The 16,422-nt window shown below is 35.2% G+C and carries 20 protein-coding genes; 2 read left to right on the plus strand and 18 right to left on the minus strand.

The features are described from left to right. Positions 1 to 141 precede the first annotated feature (141 nt). The 11 genes from phoU to rpmG form a co-directional block, all read right to left on the minus strand. Complete coding sequence (gene phoU, locus SO785_RS06950; protein WP_003549102.1) at positions 142 to 819, minus strand: phosphate signaling complex protein PhoU; 678 nt, start codon at positions 817 to 819, stop codon at positions 142 to 144. 16 nt (positions 820 to 835) lie between these two features. Continuing rightward, entirely contained in the window at positions 836 to 1,591 is a 756-nt protein-coding gene (gene pstB / locus SO785_RS06955; RefSeq protein WP_003549101.1) for a phosphate ABC transporter ATP-binding protein PstB, read from the minus strand. Position 1,592: 1 nt separating this feature from the next. Further along, positions 1,593 to 2,390, minus strand: coding sequence for a phosphate ABC transporter ATP-binding protein PstB (pstB, locus tag SO785_RS06960; protein ID WP_011254126.1), 798 nt, complete (start codon positions 2,388 to 2,390; stop codon positions 1,593 to 1,595). 5 nt (positions 2,391 to 2,395) lie between these two features. Then, positions 2,396 to 3,283, minus strand: coding sequence for a phosphate ABC transporter permease PstA (gene pstA / locus SO785_RS06965; protein ID WP_003549099.1), 888 nt, complete (start codon positions 3,281 to 3,283; stop codon positions 2,396 to 2,398). A gap of 2 nt (positions 3,284 to 3,285) precedes the next feature. Beyond that, positions 3,286 to 4,281: a phosphate ABC transporter permease subunit PstC gene (gene pstC / locus SO785_RS06970; RefSeq protein ID WP_003549098.1), complete on the minus strand. Its 996-nt coding sequence runs from the start codon at positions 4,279 to 4,281 to the stop codon at positions 3,286 to 3,288. A gap of 3 nt (positions 4,282 to 4,284) precedes the next feature. Next, entirely contained in the window at positions 4,285 to 5,151 is an 867-nt protein-coding gene (locus SO785_RS06975) for a phosphate ABC transporter substrate-binding protein (protein WP_011254125.1), read from the minus strand. 103 nt (positions 5,152 to 5,254) lie between these two features. Next, positions 5,255 to 5,947 (minus strand): 50S ribosomal protein L1, encoded by a 693-nt coding sequence (gene rplA, locus SO785_RS06980; protein ID WP_003549096.1) that lies wholly within the window; start codon positions 5,945 to 5,947, stop codon positions 5,255 to 5,257. Between the two features lie 79 nt (positions 5,948 to 6,026). After that, positions 6,027 to 6,452, minus strand: a complete 426-nt coding sequence (rplK, locus tag SO785_RS06985) for a 50S ribosomal protein L11 (RefSeq protein ID WP_003549095.1) — start codon at positions 6,450 to 6,452, stop codon at positions 6,027 to 6,029. 126 nt (positions 6,453 to 6,578) lie between these two features. Next, positions 6,579 to 7,136 (minus strand): transcription termination/antitermination protein NusG, encoded by a 558-nt coding sequence (nusG, locus tag SO785_RS06990; protein WP_003549094.1) that lies wholly within the window; start codon positions 7,134 to 7,136, stop codon positions 6,579 to 6,581. A gap of 113 nt (positions 7,137 to 7,249) precedes the next feature. Continuing rightward, positions 7,250 to 7,417 (minus strand): preprotein translocase subunit SecE, encoded by a 168-nt coding sequence (gene secE / locus SO785_RS06995; protein ID WP_003549093.1) that lies wholly within the window; start codon positions 7,415 to 7,417, stop codon positions 7,250 to 7,252. Between the two features lie 8 nt (positions 7,418 to 7,425). Next, entirely contained in the window at positions 7,426 to 7,575 is a 150-nt protein-coding gene (rpmG, locus tag SO785_RS07000; protein WP_003549092.1) for a 50S ribosomal protein L33, read from the minus strand. Positions 7,576 to 7,762: 187 nt separating this feature from the next. On the opposite strand from rpmG, the gene SO785_RS07005 reads away from it, so the two are divergent. Then, the gene (locus SO785_RS07005) at positions 7,763 to 9,505 is read left to right on the plus strand and encodes a 1-deoxy-D-xylulose-5-phosphate synthase (RefSeq protein WP_003549091.1); all 1,743 of its coding nucleotides are present in this window, start codon (positions 7,763 to 7,765) and stop codon (positions 9,503 to 9,505) included. Between the two features lie 122 nt (positions 9,506 to 9,627). Beyond that, on the plus strand, positions 9,628 to 10,509 hold the full coding sequence (locus tag SO785_RS07010) for a helix-turn-helix domain-containing protein (protein ID WP_003549090.1): 882 nt from the start codon (positions 9,628 to 9,630) through the stop codon (positions 10,507 to 10,509). On the opposite strand, the gene SO785_RS07015 is transcribed toward SO785_RS07010, so the two are convergent. The 7 genes from SO785_RS07015 to cysS form a co-directional block, all read right to left on the minus strand. Next, entirely contained in the window at positions 10,506 to 11,990 is a 1,485-nt protein-coding gene (locus SO785_RS07015) for a gluconokinase (protein WP_003549089.1), read from the minus strand. The two genes, SO785_RS07010 and SO785_RS07015, sit on opposite strands and share 4 nt — an antisense overlap. 1 nt (position 11,991) lies before the next feature. After that, positions 11,992 to 12,600, minus strand: coding sequence for a hypothetical protein (locus SO785_RS07020; protein ID WP_003549088.1), 609 nt, complete (start codon positions 12,598 to 12,600; stop codon positions 11,992 to 11,994). 138 nt (positions 12,601 to 12,738) lie between these two features. After that, positions 12,739 to 12,957, minus strand: a complete 219-nt coding sequence (locus SO785_RS07025) for a P8 family protein (protein WP_003549087.1) — start codon at positions 12,955 to 12,957, stop codon at positions 12,739 to 12,741. A gap of 98 nt (positions 12,958 to 13,055) precedes the next feature. Then, the gene (locus SO785_RS07030) at positions 13,056 to 13,592 is read right to left on the minus strand and encodes a DNA-directed RNA polymerase subunit sigma (RefSeq protein WP_011254124.1); all 537 of its coding nucleotides are present in this window, start codon (positions 13,590 to 13,592) and stop codon (positions 13,056 to 13,058) included. Between the two features lie 139 nt (positions 13,593 to 13,731). After that, positions 13,732 to 14,484 (minus strand): 23S rRNA (guanosine(2251)-2'-O)-methyltransferase RlmB, encoded by a 753-nt coding sequence (gene rlmB, locus SO785_RS07035; RefSeq protein ID WP_003549084.1) that lies wholly within the window; start codon positions 14,482 to 14,484, stop codon positions 13,732 to 13,734. Beyond that, positions 14,471 to 14,914 carry a Mini-ribonuclease 3 gene (locus SO785_RS07040; RefSeq protein ID WP_003549083.1) on the minus strand — a complete coding sequence of 148 codons (444 nt, stop codon included), beginning with the start codon at positions 14,912 to 14,914 and terminating at the stop codon, positions 14,471 to 14,473. The genes rlmB and SO785_RS07040 overlap by 14 nt, the downstream gene beginning before the upstream one ends. Further along, positions 14,907 to 16,331, minus strand: a complete 1,425-nt coding sequence (cysS, locus tag SO785_RS07045; RefSeq protein WP_419773398.1) for a cysteine--tRNA ligase — start codon at positions 16,329 to 16,331, stop codon at positions 14,907 to 14,909. Before cysS ends, SO785_RS07040 begins: the two co-directional genes overlap by 8 nt. Positions 16,332 to 16,422: the final 91 nt, after the last annotated feature.

The raw sequence follows: 16,422 nt of genomic DNA on the forward strand, positions 1-16,422 counted from the left end.
AACAGATCTGTTATTTAACGCTTTCAACGTTTCCTCTTCATTATGGACTTTTAATTGAAAAAGTAAAATGGATTTCTTATTTAATTTATTAAATAACGTTATAAACAAAAAGAAGAGTATTAAATATACTCTTCTTTTTACCTATATTGTCTTAGTTTCGGTGGGATTAAATAATTCTTCTAATTCACCCGTAGTTTTGTATACCACCCAACTAGCTAAGTTAACAATGTGATCGCCAATTCGTTCTAATAATCTAGTTACTACAAAGTAACTTGACGAAGCTGCAGCTCTTGAGGGATCACTCTCTATTCCGTCCACGATTAGCTTTCTAGCACGAACATAATCATGATCAATAATTTCATCTCGACTAGCTACATCTCTAGCCATTTTTTCATCGTCTTGCACATAAGCTGTCAAAATTTGGATAAGCATGTGACGAACATTATGTGTCATATTCGAAATAATTTCTTCAACTTCAGGAATACGCGGATTGCCCTTTACACGAATTGTTTCAAGAGCAATACTCATAGCATTTTCACCAATTCGTTCTAGATCAGTTGTAGCTTTCAAAATACTAATAACTACTCTAAAATCAGTAGCAACTGGTTGTTGTAAAGCCATTAATTTCAATGCTTTTTTTTGAATATCTATTGATTCAGTAGGAATTTTTTCCTCATTATCGACCATGGATTGTGCTGTTTTTTTATCATGATCAACAAATGCACGGGTGGCTTGATCAATTTGATCATTAACAAAAACACCCATCTCCATAAATTCTGTGTTTAACTTTTTTAATTCATCTAAAAATATTTCGTGCATCTTTATACCTCAAAATTTAACCAAAACGACCGTTAAGATAGTCACTTGTAATCTGTTTCTTAGGTGCAATAAACATTTCTTCAGTTGGTCCGGCTTCAACCAAATCACCATTCATTAAAAATGCTGTTTGATCTGAAACACGCCCTGCTTGCTGTAAATTGTGTGTAACCATAATAAAAGTGTACTGATGTTTTAAATCCATTAATGTTTCTTCAATTTCACTACTTGAAATTGGGTCAAGCGCACTAGTTGGTTCATCAAGCAAAACCACTTTAGGTCTAATTGCCAAAGCTCTAGCAATACAAATTCTTTGTTGTTGACCTCCCGAAAAAGCTTGGGCATTACGATTTAAATTATCTTTAGTTTCTTTCCAAATAGCAGCTTGTTTTAAACTTTCTTCTACTCGCTGGTCAATCAATTCTTTGTCTTTTACACCAGCAATTTTCAACCCATAGGCTACATTATCATAAACAGAAAATGGAAACGGAGTTGGCTGCTGAAAAACCATACCTACATTTTTTCTAAGGGCTACTAAGTCCATTTTCGAACCATAGATATCTTGTCCCTCAAACTTAATTTCACCGGTGATTTTAATATTTTCAATATCATCGTTCATTCGGTTCAAACAACGTAAAAATGTAGACTTACCACATCCTGATGGTCCGATTAACGCAGTTAATTCTTTTTCTTTAAAATTAAGATTTATACCATGAAGTGCTTCATAATCGCCATAGCTCAAATGCACATCTTTTGCTGAAATAATTGTTTTCATTTTAACCAAAACTTCCTTGAATATAATCTTCAGTAATTTTACCTTTAGGATTAGTGAAGATTTCTGCTGTTGAATTATATTCAATTACATGCCCCAAGTGGAAAAATGCTGTGTAATCACTAATTCTTGAAGCTTGCTGCATGTTATGAGTAACCATAACCATAGTATATTTACTTCTTAATTGTTTGAGCGTATCTTCCAATTTAGAAGTTGATACTGGATCTAAGGCACTTGCTGGCTCATCTAAGAGTAAAATTTGTGGTTGAACAGCTAGTGCTCTAGCAATACACAAACGTTGCTGTTGCCCACCAGAAAGCGCCAAAGCACTCTTATCTAGTTTATCTTTTACTTCATCCCACAAAGCAGCAGCTCTTAAACTTTCTTCCACTATCTTATCAAGTTCCTGCTTGTCAGTCTTACCATTTGCTTTTAAAGCGTAAACTATATTTTCTCTAATTGATTTAGGAAAAGGATTGGGACGCTGAAATACCATTCCAATACTTTTTCTTAATTCATAAACATTGATATTAGGCTTATTTACATCTAAACCATGAAACCAAATTTCACCGTTTACTGTAGCCACCTTATCATTCATTCTATTAAGTGAACGTAAGAAAGTAGATTTTCCTGATCCAGATGCACCGATTAAAGCAGTGATCGTATTTTTCTTAAATTGTAAACTAGCATCAAAGAGCTTTTGAACCTTACCACCGTACAAAACACTTAAATCATTTGTAGACAGTGCCACGTCATCTTTATCAAAAGTTTTGATATAGCTTTGTTTTAATTCTTGCATCATACCACCTATTTAGCTGCAGTCAATTTACGGTACAATTTATTTCCTAAATAACGTGCACCTAAATTAAATACAATTACCACAATTACTAATAATGCAGATGTAGCTGCAGAAACAACCGTTGCATCCGGAATAATACCTTCAGTATTTACTTTCCAAATATGAACTGCAAGTGTTTCTGCCGGTCTCATTACATTTAATGGACTAGTAGGGCTAAACGGATTCCAATCCGCATAATTTACAGTTGAGCCACTTTGTCCTGCTGTATAAATTAAGGCTGCAGCCTCACCAAAAATACGTCCGGCACTTAAAATAATTCCTGTTAAAATACCTGGAAGAGCTGCTGGCAAAACAATACCACGAATTGTTTTCCAATTAGATAATCCCAAAGCTAGCCCCGCTTCACGCTGAGCTTGCGGTACACCTTTAAGTGCCTCTTCAATATTACTTGTTAAAATTGGTAAGTTAAAGAAAGTTAAGGCTAGCGCACCCGAAATAATTGAAAAGCCAAAGCCAAATTGAACTACAAAAAGTAAATAACCGAATAAGCCGACAACAATTGATGGAAGAGAACTTAAAATTTGAATTGTAGTTCTAATTAAATTTGTTACCCAAGTATCTTTAGCATATTCAGCTAAATATATTGCCGCACCAAGTGCTATTGGTAAAGAAATAATTGTAGTTAAAACTAACAAATAAAGTGAATTAAATAATTGATCTCTAACTCCACCACCAGCTTTATATGATGAAGCTTCAGAAGTTAAAAAATACCAGGACAAATGCGGAATACCAGTGATCAAGATATTCCCTAAAATACCCGCAAGAATTAAGACAACAATCCCAACAAAAATATAAATAATTGCTGTTGCTAATTTATCTCTCTTTTTTGCATCCATTTCTACTTTTGTCCCTTCTTTCCTACTAGTTTAACTAAGAAGTTAAAGACCAAAGACATAATTAAAAGTAGTAATGCCAATGACCATAATGCATTATTTGGCAATGTACCCATAACTGTATTACCCATTTGACTGGTCAATTGACTAGTTAAAGTTGCTGATGGGCTTACTAAGTTGTATGGCATAAGAACAGCATTACCAATTACCATTTGTACAGCCAAAGCTTCACCAAAGGCTCTAGCCATCCCAAAGATTACAGCTGTCAAAATTCTTGGCGTTGCTACACGAAGCACAACACGATAAATCGTTTGCCAATGTGTGGCTCCAAGTGCCATTGAAGCTTTTCTAAAATGACCAGGAACTGCCTTTAAAGCATCAACGGTCAATGAAGTAATCGTTGGTAAAACCATTACAAATAAAACTAAAGTTGCAGCTAAAATACCAAATCCTGTTCCACCAAATATATTTCTGATTACGGGTACAATAATAGTCAATCCTAGGAAACCATAAACTACGGATGGAATACCTACAAGTAATTCAGTTACTGATTGTAAGAAATTAGCCCCCTTTTTAGAAGAATATTCAGTCATATATAATGCAATAGCAATAGCAAACGGTGTTGCTACCAGCGCCGACAAAAGAGTGACTGCAAATGAAGTAACAATCATGACGGCAGCACCAACATGATTCTTCCCGTCACCCGGATCCCAATCTGTCGAAGTTAAGAAATGGAATACATTTACATGATCGCCAATAAAAGTAGCTAACCCATGGTAACCTACGAATCCAATAATTGAGACAACCAATACAATAATTAAACCAATAGCAAAATAAGTTAAGCCTTTCCCCCAATATTCTTGATGAGTTTCTTTAGAAGGCTTAGTCAACTTATCAATATCAACATCAGCTGGTCCAATCTTTTTCAGCTTAACATGCGGAACATGTTGCTCAGCGATTGCCTGATTGACAACTTCTTTTAATTTATCTTTTTTATCCATGAATTATTTTCCTATTTGTGTAACTTGATTTTTACTATTACGAGTTACCTTCATATCATTAACACTCAAATATCCGATCTTAGGTACAAGTTTTTGTTGAACATGTTTGCCCAGCATATAATCAATAAATGATCTTACCTTTTTAGATGGTTTTCCTTTTGTATACATATGCTCATATGACCATAATTTCCACTTATTTGTAGTGATATTTTTGTTTGTAGGTTTTACATGATCAATACTTAATTTTTGAATGTGAGTATCATTTGCGTAAGGAAATGATAAATAACTAACTGTACCTGGTGTGGTATTTACAATTTTTTTAACAGTACCGTTAGAATCCTGTTCTTGAGATTTAATCGGCTTTTTACCATGTAAAATAATATCTTCAAAGGTCCCTCTAGTACCACTTCCCTTTGAACGATTTATTACAGTAATAGTCTCATTTTTTCCACCGAGTTGACGCCAATTCGTGATTTTACCTGTAAAAATTTGTTCTAGTTGTTTGCTAGAAACATTCTTTACTCCCACGCCTTTATTTACAATTGGAACAATTCCCACCACGGCAATTTTGTAATCTCTAAGCTTACTTGCATCAATCCCTTTTTGCGATTCAGCAAATACATCTGATGTACCAATTTGTACAGCACCAGCTTGAACTTGACTAAGACCAGTTCCTGATCCACCACCTTGAACAACGATATTACTATCTGCATGCTTCAAACGGTAGTCATTACCAGCTTGTTCAGCTAAAAGCTGCATTGCACTTGAGCCAACAATAGTTATTCTAGAGCCACTATTAGCACAGCCGCCAGTACAAACCAACATTAGCAACAACAAAACAATTATTTTTCCCATGGAATGCTTTTTCATAACATTCCTCCTTAAAGTATCTAGATTCTACAAAGTTCAATTAATGATAACATAGAAAAAAAGGCCCCGCTACATTGCGGCGCCTTTATTAATCTAATTTAAATTAGTCTAAGTTTAATGGATCAAGCTTGATACCAGGTCCAAAGGTTGCTGAAACAGCAACACTCTTAATGTATTGACCCTTAGCTGATGCTGGACGAGCACGTAAAATTACGTCACGTAAAGCATCAAAGTTTTCTACTAATTGGTCTTCAGTAAATGATACCTTACCAATAGGAGTGTGGATAGCTGCTTGACGGTCAACACGGTATTCTACTTGACCTGCCTTAACGTTCTTAACAGCCTTTTCAATGTCCATAGTTACAGTACCAGTCTTAGGGTTTGGCATCAATCCCTTAGGTCCAAGTACACGACCTAAACGACCAACCTTAGCCATCATCATTGGAGTTGCAACTACAACATCAAAGTCTAACCAGCCGCCTTGAATCTTTTCTACCAAGTCGTCTGAACCAACAAAATCAGCGCCTGCAGCCTTAGCTTGTTCAGCTTGTGGGCCTTCAGCAAATACTACAACAGTTTGGGTCTTACCAGTACCGTTTGGCAAAACAATTGAACCACGAATTTGTTGGTCTGCTTGCTTAGGATCTACGCTCAAGTTGTAAGCTACATCAATAGTAGCGTCAAAGTTTGCGTATGAAGTTTCCTTAACAAGTTTCATAGCTTCTGCTACTGAGTATAATTTATTTGAGTCTACCTTCTTGGCAGCATCTAAATATTTCTTACCATGCTTTGGCATGTGTGAATTCCTCCTTGTATATGTGGTCAAACGAGCTTCTCTTAACTCTCCCACCTAATGTGTTAACTAAATAACAGGATTAGTCTTCGACTTCGATACCCATACTTCTAGCGGTACCTTCAACCATGCGCATAGCAGCTTCAATATCAGCAGCGTTAAGGTCTTTCATCTTAGTCTCAGCAATTTCCTTGACTTGGTCTTTGGTTACCTTACCAACCTTCTTGGTGTTAGGTTCACCTGAAGCCTTATCGATCTTAGCAGCTTGCTTTAAAAGAACTGGTGCTGGTGGAGTCTTAGTAATGAATTCGAATGAACGATCTTCATATACAGTAATAACTACAGGGATAATCATACCCTTTTGATCAGCAGTTCTAGCATTGAAGTCTTTAGTAAAACCAACAATGTTAATACCAGCTTGACCCAAAGCAGGACCAACTGGAGGTGCAGGGGTTGCAGCGCCAGCTGGAATTTGTAACTTAACTACGTTAATAACTTTCTTTGCCACGGTCAAAACCTCCTTGATTCCGTGATGCGGTTAAAATGGAGAATTTTCCTTTTTTCTCCTCCCACAATAATAAACGTACCGTATTAGAATACCATCGTTTAATTATAATTACAACTAAATTTATGATTAATCGTTAACATCAAACTTCTTAACTTGATCATAATCAAGTTCTGCAGTAGTAGCACGACCAAACATATCAACTGAAACATATAATTTATACTTATCTGGTTGAATATCAGTAATCTTACCAACCATGCCGTTAAATGCACCCTCAGTAATAGTTACAGTTTCACCAATGTCAAAGTCTTCAGTTGGAGTTTTAGCAGGTTGTCCTTGATTCTTAAGTAAACGACTTACTTCTTCATCAAGAAGTGGTGACGGCTTGGAACCACCACCATGTGAACCAACGAAACCAGTTACGTTAGGTGTATTTCTTACAACAAACCAACTTTCATCAGTCATAACCATTTCAACTAAAACGTAACCTGGAAAAATCTTTTCTTCAACTTCTTGTTTCTTACCGCGAACAGTTTCAACTTTTTCTTCTTCTGGAACCATTACACGAAAAATGTAATCTTGCATCCCCATACTTTGAGCACGTGATAACAAATCCGACTTAACTTTATCTTCATAGCCAGAATAAGTATGTAAAACGTACCATTTCTTCTGAGTAGTTTCAACCATGTTAATATTCTCCTTAATTTTGGGTAAACAAAAAAACCTCCCACAGAGGTTTCTTCAAGCTGTTACTTATTATAACATGCATTAGCAGTATTTTCTATATTATTGCTACCGAATTACATCTTTTGGGTTAACCAGCTAAAGAGCCAGTCGAGTGCACCTAAATATACGGCAAACAAAACTGAACTTGTGATAACAGTTACTGTATCACGTCTATTTTGTTTTGCAGTTGGCCAAGTAACCAACTTCATTTCGTGGGCTACACCCTTAAAAAACTTAATCATTAGCTTTATTACCTCGTTTCCTTGTGCAACGTCATTTTACCGCAATGCTTGCAGAACTTTTTAAGTTCAAGTCGCTGAGTGCGATTCTTACTTGCGGTGATTGAGTAGTTTCTTGACCCGCATACGCTGCAAGCTAGGGCTGCCTTCTTCACTGCCATAATCTCACTTCCAAACTTTCTTTATAAAAACACATACTTAGTGTGTATTTTATACTGTCAAAACAAACTCGTCAATTCTAAACTGATAATCAAAAGGAATAGTCATCAATAATATCTAAATATTTTAATTCTTTAATTCACTTATCTATAATAAGTTTGCATATTATTTTTAGAAAGGTAAACTCTCATGAATAAACATCCTGAATATTTATTAAATAAAGTTTCTGGTCCTAAAGATTTGAAAAAATTAACTATTCCAGAAATGGAAGAATTAGCTACAGAAATTCGGACACTAATTCTAGAAAAAGATGCTGCTAAAGGTGGACACTTAGGTCCAGATTTGGGAATCGTTGAAGCAAGTATTGCTTATCATTATGTATTTAATGCACCAAAAGACAAAATTGTTTGGGACGTCTCACACCAAACATACCCTCATAAAATGCTAACTGGTAGAGCTTTAGCTTGGCTTGATCCAGAGCACTACGAAGATGTAACTCCTTATACTAATCCAGACGAAAGCCCATATGACTACTATGCTGTAGGTCATACCTCTACTTCTATTGCTTTAGCAACAGGTATGGCTAAAGCCAGAGATTTAATGGGCGAACATGAAAATATTATGGCCCTAATTGGTGATGGTTCAATGACTGGTGGTCTTGCTTACGAGGGCTTAAACAACGCTGCAATTGAACCACATAATTTAGTCGTAGTAGTAAACGATAACCAAATGTCAATTGATGACAACGTTGGTGGTCTGGTTACTGCATTAAAGAAGCTCCGTGATTCAAATGGTGAAACTAAAGAAAACCCATTTACTGCTATGGGTTTTGATTACCGCTACATCGCTGACGGAAATGATATCAAATCGATGATTGAAGCTTTTAAGGCTGTTAAAGATGTAGATCATCCAATTTTACTTCATATCAATACCTTGAAAGGTAAAGGTTACCAACCTGCAATTGACAATGAAGAAGCACACCACTGGGTAATGCCATTTGATTTAAAGACTGACAAGTCAACTGTTCCAGCTCCAAAAAGTCCAAGTGCAACTTCTGTAGCAATGGATGTGATGAAGGAACATATTGAAAACGGCGAAAAGATCATGGCTATCAATGCTGCAATTCCTGGTGTATTTGGACTTGATGAAATTAAAGACAAATACCCTGAAAATTACCATGATGTAGGTATTGCTGAACAAGAATCTGTTGCCTTTGCTGCAGGTATGGCAAAGGAAGGCGCAATTCCAGTATTATTTGAAAATTCAACCTTCTTACAACGTGCATTTGACCAATTATCACACGATGTAGCTGCTAATGACTTACCTGTTGTCATGATGGTAGCAGGTGGTGGTATTTCGGGCACAAGTAAAATTCACCTCGGCGTATTTGACCAAGTAATGATTTCTAACTTGCCTAACTGGATTTACCTTGCTCCTACTACTTTAGCTGAGGAAAAAGATATGATGGAATGGGCTATTAAGCAAAGAAAACACCCTGTAGCAATCAAAATGCCGACTAAGAAAGTTCCTGTAGGTGAAGAAGTAAAGCGTAATTACTCAGAAATCAAATATGACATCAAACCTGGCAAAGATATTGCAGTTTTAGCTTTAGGTGACATGTATGACATGCTGGGCAAAGAGGTAACTGAAAAACTGGGTGCAAGTTTGGTTAACCCGATTTCTGCCAACATCTTGGATAAAGAAGCCTTAGATAAATTGGCTGATGAAAACAAAATTATCATTACACTTGAAGACAACCTTTTAGACGGTGGCTTTGGTGAAAAAGTTGCTTCTTATCTTGGCAATAAAGACGTTAAAGTTTTAAACTACGGTCAAAAGCGTGTTTATACTGATCAAATACCATTGAACGATATTTTGAAAGACAATCGTATGACTGTTGATCAAATCGTTGAAGATGTTAAGAACGCTTAAGAAAATATATAAAATTAAAAATCTCCTCAGATATTTTCCTGAAGAGATTTTTTTATGGCAAAATAAGTCGAGTAGTTTCCAAATTAATCCGGCATAATACAACATATAAGGAGGAATGAAAATTGGAACAAATCGAAGCAGTTCAACGCATGCAAGACTATATCCAAGAGCACTTAAATGAGCAGATTACACTTACCGCTCTATCTAAAGTTTCGCTATATTCACCTTGGTATTCTTATCGACTATTTGTTAACTATCTAAATATGACGCCTGCAAAATACATTAGACGTTTACGTTTGGCACAAACTGCTCTAAAATTGCGCGATCATAATTGCAAAATTACTGATATTGTATTCGAAAGTGGTTTTAAAAGCGTAGATGGTTATCAAAGAGCTTTTTATCATGAATTTCAATGTAATCCAAGTGAATATGCTGCTCATCCTGTTCCAATCTATTTATTTAATCCTTATGGCATAAAATTTAAGCCTAACAAGCATAGAAAGGATACTACCATGAACACTAAAAATATTTTCATCCAAGTTATTGATAAACCTGAAAGAAAAGTTATCCTCAAGCGCGGTATTAAAGCTACTGACTATCTCGACTATTGCGACGAAGTAGGCTGTGAAACTTGGGGACTACTTAAAAGCATAAAATCTATTAATGGAGAACCTGTTTGTTTATGGTTACCCGCTAAATATAGAAAACCTAACACTTCTGAATATATTCAAGGAGTTGAAGTAGATCTTGATTACAAAGATCCGGTTCCTAAAGGCTTTGATATTATTAAACTTCCTGCTACCAAATACCTTATGTTTCAAAGTGAGCCGTTTGCAGAAGAAGATTGTGGCAAGATCATTGAAGAAGTGAGATCTGCAATAAAAAAATATGATCCTAAAACAATTGGCTACACTTGGGACAAAAATAATCCTAAAATTCAGCTTGAGCCTATTGGAACAAGGGGATACATCGAAATGATGCCTATTAAAAAGTTATCTGATTAATTTATATTAGAAAATTTACCATACGAAGCAGCCAAAGCATTCCTAATTTCACAATAAAGTGGAAATAGTTTTTGATAAGTGGCTGCTTCTTTTGGATTAGGAAAGTAAACTTTATCAGCTTGAGCAAACTGTCCGATCTCACTTAGATCTTGATTGAGTCCTAATGCCTGTCTTGCTAAAAACATAGCGGCTAGTGTTCCACTCTGTTGTTCCTTCATAGTAACGATAGGAACATTGAAAATATTAGCACAAAGTTGTCTTACAAAATCACTCTTGAGAAAGCCCCCAGTTGCATTAATTGCAACTGGTTTTTTAGTATTTTTAATCAAATTAGAAGCAGCATCATAGAGGTTAAAGATAATACCTTCAATCACCGCTCGTGCCATTTCAGGTTTTTGGTGCATACGAGTTAATCCCACAAATGAGCCACGTGCATTTGCATCCCAAATTGGAGCACGTTCTCCTCCTAAATAAGGCAAAAAGATCAAATTACGACTTCCCGCTGGAGCTGTTTGAGCAACATCAAGAAAATCTTGCGGCGTTTCGTCAGCATCAAACAAAGTTTGACGAGCCCAATTAAATACGATTCCTCCATTATTTACTGGACCACCTAGTAAATAATGTGTTTTATCAGCTGGATAACAAAAGTAACTAGCACTTGGATCTATTTTAGGTTGATCAACTATTGTTCTAATCGCCCCCGATGTTCCCACATTTAAAGCACAGTGATCACTATCGATTGCATTAACGCCAATCGTAGACAAATAACCATCGCTAGCTCCCAAAATAATTTTAGTATCAGAATCTATTCCCAATTTTTTTACATATTCTGTTTTAATAGGAAAAATAACTTTTGTAGGCTGAGCTATCTTAGGGAGTTGCTCTTTTTTTATTTTTAAAATATCTAATAATTCTTGATCCCAAGTTAATGTTTTAAGATTAAGTATTCCTGTACCAGCAGCCATAGTGGTATCAGTAACTAACTTTCCCGTCAATCGGAAGATTATATATTCTTTAATCCCAATCCATTTTTGAGCTTGGCTAAATACTTCTGTTTTTTTATTTTTTAACCACAATAATTTATAAATTGGGGCCATGGGATGCATCGGCATTCCCGTTTTACGATAAATCTGCTGGGCGAAGCCCCTATTTTTTGCATCTTGGACAATACTTTTGGCACAATTATCTGCCCACGTGATGCTATTAGTTAACAGTTCATCATCTGAACCTAAGCCAATCAAACTGTGCATTTGACTCGACCATGATATAGCCGCAATTTTTCCATCTATTTTTTGCGTTAAATCAAAAATGATTTCTTGAACTGCATCAAAAATTAATTTTGGATCTTCTTCGGCCTGCCCTACTTTTGTTTGAATCAACGGATAACCTTTACTAACAGAAGCTACTGCTTTTCCATTTATGTCGTAAAGGACGCCTTTAGTTGCTGTGGTGCCAACATCCATGCCAATAATATATTTCATTTTACTTATGATAAAACTTCTTCCATTTCTTATAAGATTTATCTTGCCAGGACTTGGGTAGATCATCCCAATCCCATCGTCTATTTTTTACTTTTTGTAAAAATAAACCTTCGCTTTGTACTAATTTTTTTACTAATTTTAGATTTTTACCTGTTAAATTATAAAAACTGGTTTCCCATTCGTCAGCAATTTCAATAAAAAACTCTCGATGCTTTTTATCGATTAATTTTATAATTAACTTTCCTTGCCATTTTAAAATTATATGTTTAATAATTTTTTCCAGCTTATCAAAGCCAATATTACGAATATTTTTACCTAGATACTTACTATACTTAGATTTTTTCTTGGGCCAACAGTCAGGTTCTAAATACACTTCCGCATAATTATATTCCATCATGGCAAAAACAACTCTAGTAGCCCCTTCTGCAAAAGCTGGTAAATAAGATTTATCACGCCAAGTCTGATAACCATCATAATAAGAAGATTCGGCATTAATAGTTTCAGGTACAGTATCTAAATAGTAATAAGTAGTATTTTCAAATAAAAAACCTACTATTTCCTCAATCGCTTTGACTTCTTTTAATACTTTCTTTCGTTTCTTCTTCCCCATATATATTCTCTTTCAATAATTTTTGAAAAGTATAGCAAAAGTTTATTTAGAGCACAAAAAAACAGCTACCGAAAAGCAGCTGTTTTGGTGGTCAAACATGCGTGACCACTGTGCGTAGAACATTGTTTTTAGTTGGATTTACTTCTTAAGATTTTCGTTAACGAAGGCTTCGATCTTTTCATCTGAGTCTTTCAAAAATGGAAGCATATCTTCTTCCGTCTTCATGGTATCTCTACCATTCTTTTCCATAAAGTAGTCCCAAAGGGCATCTCTAACTGGCATATCAGAATCACTCCAGTCAAAAGCTTCCTTCATGTGACGGTCTAACAATGCAGTCTTAATAATTTCGTCTGCCATCTTAAATTACCTCCTAAAATATTCTACATTTTTATTATACCTCACTTTCTCAGTATCAGCTAAAAAATCAAATTTATACAAATATACATTGAAACCTATCAGAATAATACATTTCTCATCTTCTGAATTGCTCTTGATCTCGCCCTAACTAATTGCATATATTCTATTTTTAAATTATTAATTACGTATTCCACACTAATTTCGCCTAGTATTGTCAATACCGCAATTAATTCCAGACGAGACAAGCTTTCGATAAACTCATGATATATAGTTTTAACGGGCGTTATCAATTCACTTCGTCCAGGTTCTTGTATACACAAATTACTATCTAAAGAAACAGAATGATTGTATATTTGTCTTCTCAACGCAGTATTATACCTAACTAACGTTCGAGCATGATTAGATAACTTAGTTTTATATAAACTACCAAAACTTCCTTTTTTACCAGAAAAAACTACTACAGATTCGTAACAAATAATCAATGCTTCTTGCTCCCAATCATCACGATCATAATGATGCAAGTAATATTTCTTTAGAATTGAATTAACTAATGGTTTATACAAGAAAAACAATTCTTTTAATGCCTGATCATCACCCATTTTTGCTTTATTAATTAACTTCTCTTCAGTACACATTTCATTTTCCTCTTTGCTTTTTTCTCCGAGGATACCTTTTAACTTTTATGTACTATAAGAAAACGGATGTTTATTCTGACATATTGAAAATTTTGTATCAAAAAAGGCAAACAAAAGATAATTTTTGTCTGCCTTTTTATTATTTCAAAGGATGTCTACTATTATAAGCTTGGTAAAGCAAAACGCCAGTTGCAACACTTGCGTTTAATGATTGAACATGACCAATCATTGGCAAAGTAATTGTTTGATCCATTTGCTTCTTCAAAAGCGGTGCAATCCCCTTACCTTCGTTACCTATAACCAAAACAGTCTTGCCCTTAGCGTTCCATTCACGATAATCTACTCCTGCCATATCGGTACCAAAGAACCAATATCCACGTTTCTTTAATTCCTTGGTAGTTTGAACCAAATTATTAACACGGGCCACCGGAACATAGTCAATCGCACCAGTTGATGTTTTAGCTACCACAGAAGTTAACCCCGTTGCATGACGCTTAGGAATAATGACCCCATCAACACCTGTAGCATCTGCCGTACGTAAAATTGAGCCTAAATTATGCGGATCTTCAATTGAGTCAAGCATCAACAAAAATGGCTCTTTTCCATCTTCATCAAACTTATCTAGCATCTTTCCTAAATCTGCATAATCAAAACTTGATATTGCTAAAACTAAGCCTTGGTGATTACCACCATCAACTAAACGATCAAGTTTATTCTTAGGTACACTTTGAACCACTAATCGCTTTTTCTTGCTCAAAGCATAAACTTGATTAGCGAAATCTTCTTGAATACCATGTTGTAAAAATACTTTATTAATTTTATCGGCATTTTGTGTTTTTAAATAATCTAGTCCAGCATGGCGACCAAATACGAAATCTTTATTTGAAGTCATAATCTTTTAATCCATCCTCTTCTACAGTCTCAATGCACCAATCAGCAAGTTCTTGAATACGATCATTTTTATTCAATAAATCTAGATAACCAATCATGGCTTCAAAACCAGTTGATAATTGATAAGTTTTTAAACTAGTATTTTTGGCTTTAGTATGACTTTTAGCATTACGACCACGACGAAAAGCAGCTAATTCAGCTTCAGTCAATTTTTCTTCGTCCTGCATTTTAGTAATCAATGCAGCTTGAGCTTTAGCGGAAACGTAATGAGTTGCTTCACGTTGTAAAACTTGAGGCTTCACAATACCGCCCTTTACTAAGTGACGACGAATAATTACTTCATAAACTGCATCCCCTAAATAAGCCAAAGTCTGCCCATTTAAAGTATCAGGATCTACATCTTTTTCAATTAACTTCTTAGTTTTAATCACGTGTCCACCTTGTCCCTTGCGGGGTATCTTGAATAGTAATGCCCATTTCTTTTAATTGATCACGAATTTGGTCACTAGTTGCCCAATCCTTATTGTTACGTGCTTCATCACGCTTACTTACCAGTTCTTCAATCTCTTCATCATTTGAACCAGTAGTTTGCGCACATAGCTTTTTGATATCCACACCAAATACTAAAAGCCAAGCGGCTAATTTTTCTTCAAATAGCTTTAAAGCATCCTTATCTACATTATCGCTATTTGCATTTGCATTAACGACTGGCAATAAATCATAAATTGATGTTAAAGCATTTTGAACATTAAAATCGTCATCCATTGCTGCGACGAATTTTTCTTCAGTTTCATTAATCGCCTTAACAAGATCTTCCGAAGTCTTAGTTGGTGTATCATCAGCAATACGATAATTAATATTGGTCAAAGTATTCTTGAATCTATCTAAAATAGTTGCAGCTTGCTTTAAATTTTCTTCAGAATAGTTAATTTGACGACGATATTGTACACTAGCCATAAAGAAGCGTAATACTTGAGGATCGATTTTCCTTAAAATATCATGCACAGTTACAAAATTATGCAAAGATTTAGACATCTTTTCCTGATCTTTGCCCACTGTTACAAAGCCATTATGCATCCAGTAATTAACAAATTTTTGATCTGTTTTAGCTTCACTTTGAGCAATTTCATTTTCATGGTGTGGGAATTCCAAATCTTGACCACCACCATGAATATCAATTGTGTTGCCCAAATACTTAGTGCTCATAACTGAACATTCAATGTGCCAGCCTGGACGTCCCTTGCCCCAAGGAGAATCCCAAGCAATTTCATCAGGTCCTTTTTGCGCTTTCCAAAGAGCAAAATCAATAGGATCTTCCTTACGATTTTGTTCTTCATCGTTAATATGCTCTGAAGCTCCTTCTTCAAGCTGTTCAATATTTTGATCACTAAGTTCACCATAATGTTGAAACTTCTTAGCGCGATAATAAACATCACCGTCTACTTCATAAGCATAGCCTTTATCAATTAATACCTTAACAAAATTGATAATATCTTTAATTTCATGAGTTGCTCGAGGATGAAGTGTTGCAGGTTCAATATTTAAAGCTGTTGTATCCTCTAAAAAGGCATTAATAAATTTCTCAGCAAGCTCAGGTACAGTGATTTTTTCAGCGCGAGCTTCATTGATCATCTTATCATCAACATCCGTAAAATTAGATACATATTTTACTTGATAGCCCTTATATTCAAAATAACGTCTAATAGTATCAAAGGCAATTGAACTACGAGCATTACCGATGTGAATATAGTTATACACCGTTGGTCCACACACATACATGCTGATTTGTCCTGGAACCAATGGTTTAAATTCTTCTTTTTTACGCGTCAGTGTATTATAAATTCTCACGGCTAACACTTATCCCTTCTATGAAAATAGCTATTTTTTATTTTAGCAGAAAGAAAAAGAAGTTGCAGTTATCTGCAGCTTCTTCTTTTAA

It is taken from the genome of Lactobacillus acidophilus, assembly GCF_034298135.1.
GTDB classification, from domain to species: Bacteria; Bacillota; Bacilli; order Lactobacillales; family Lactobacillaceae; genus Lactobacillus; species Lactobacillus acidophilus.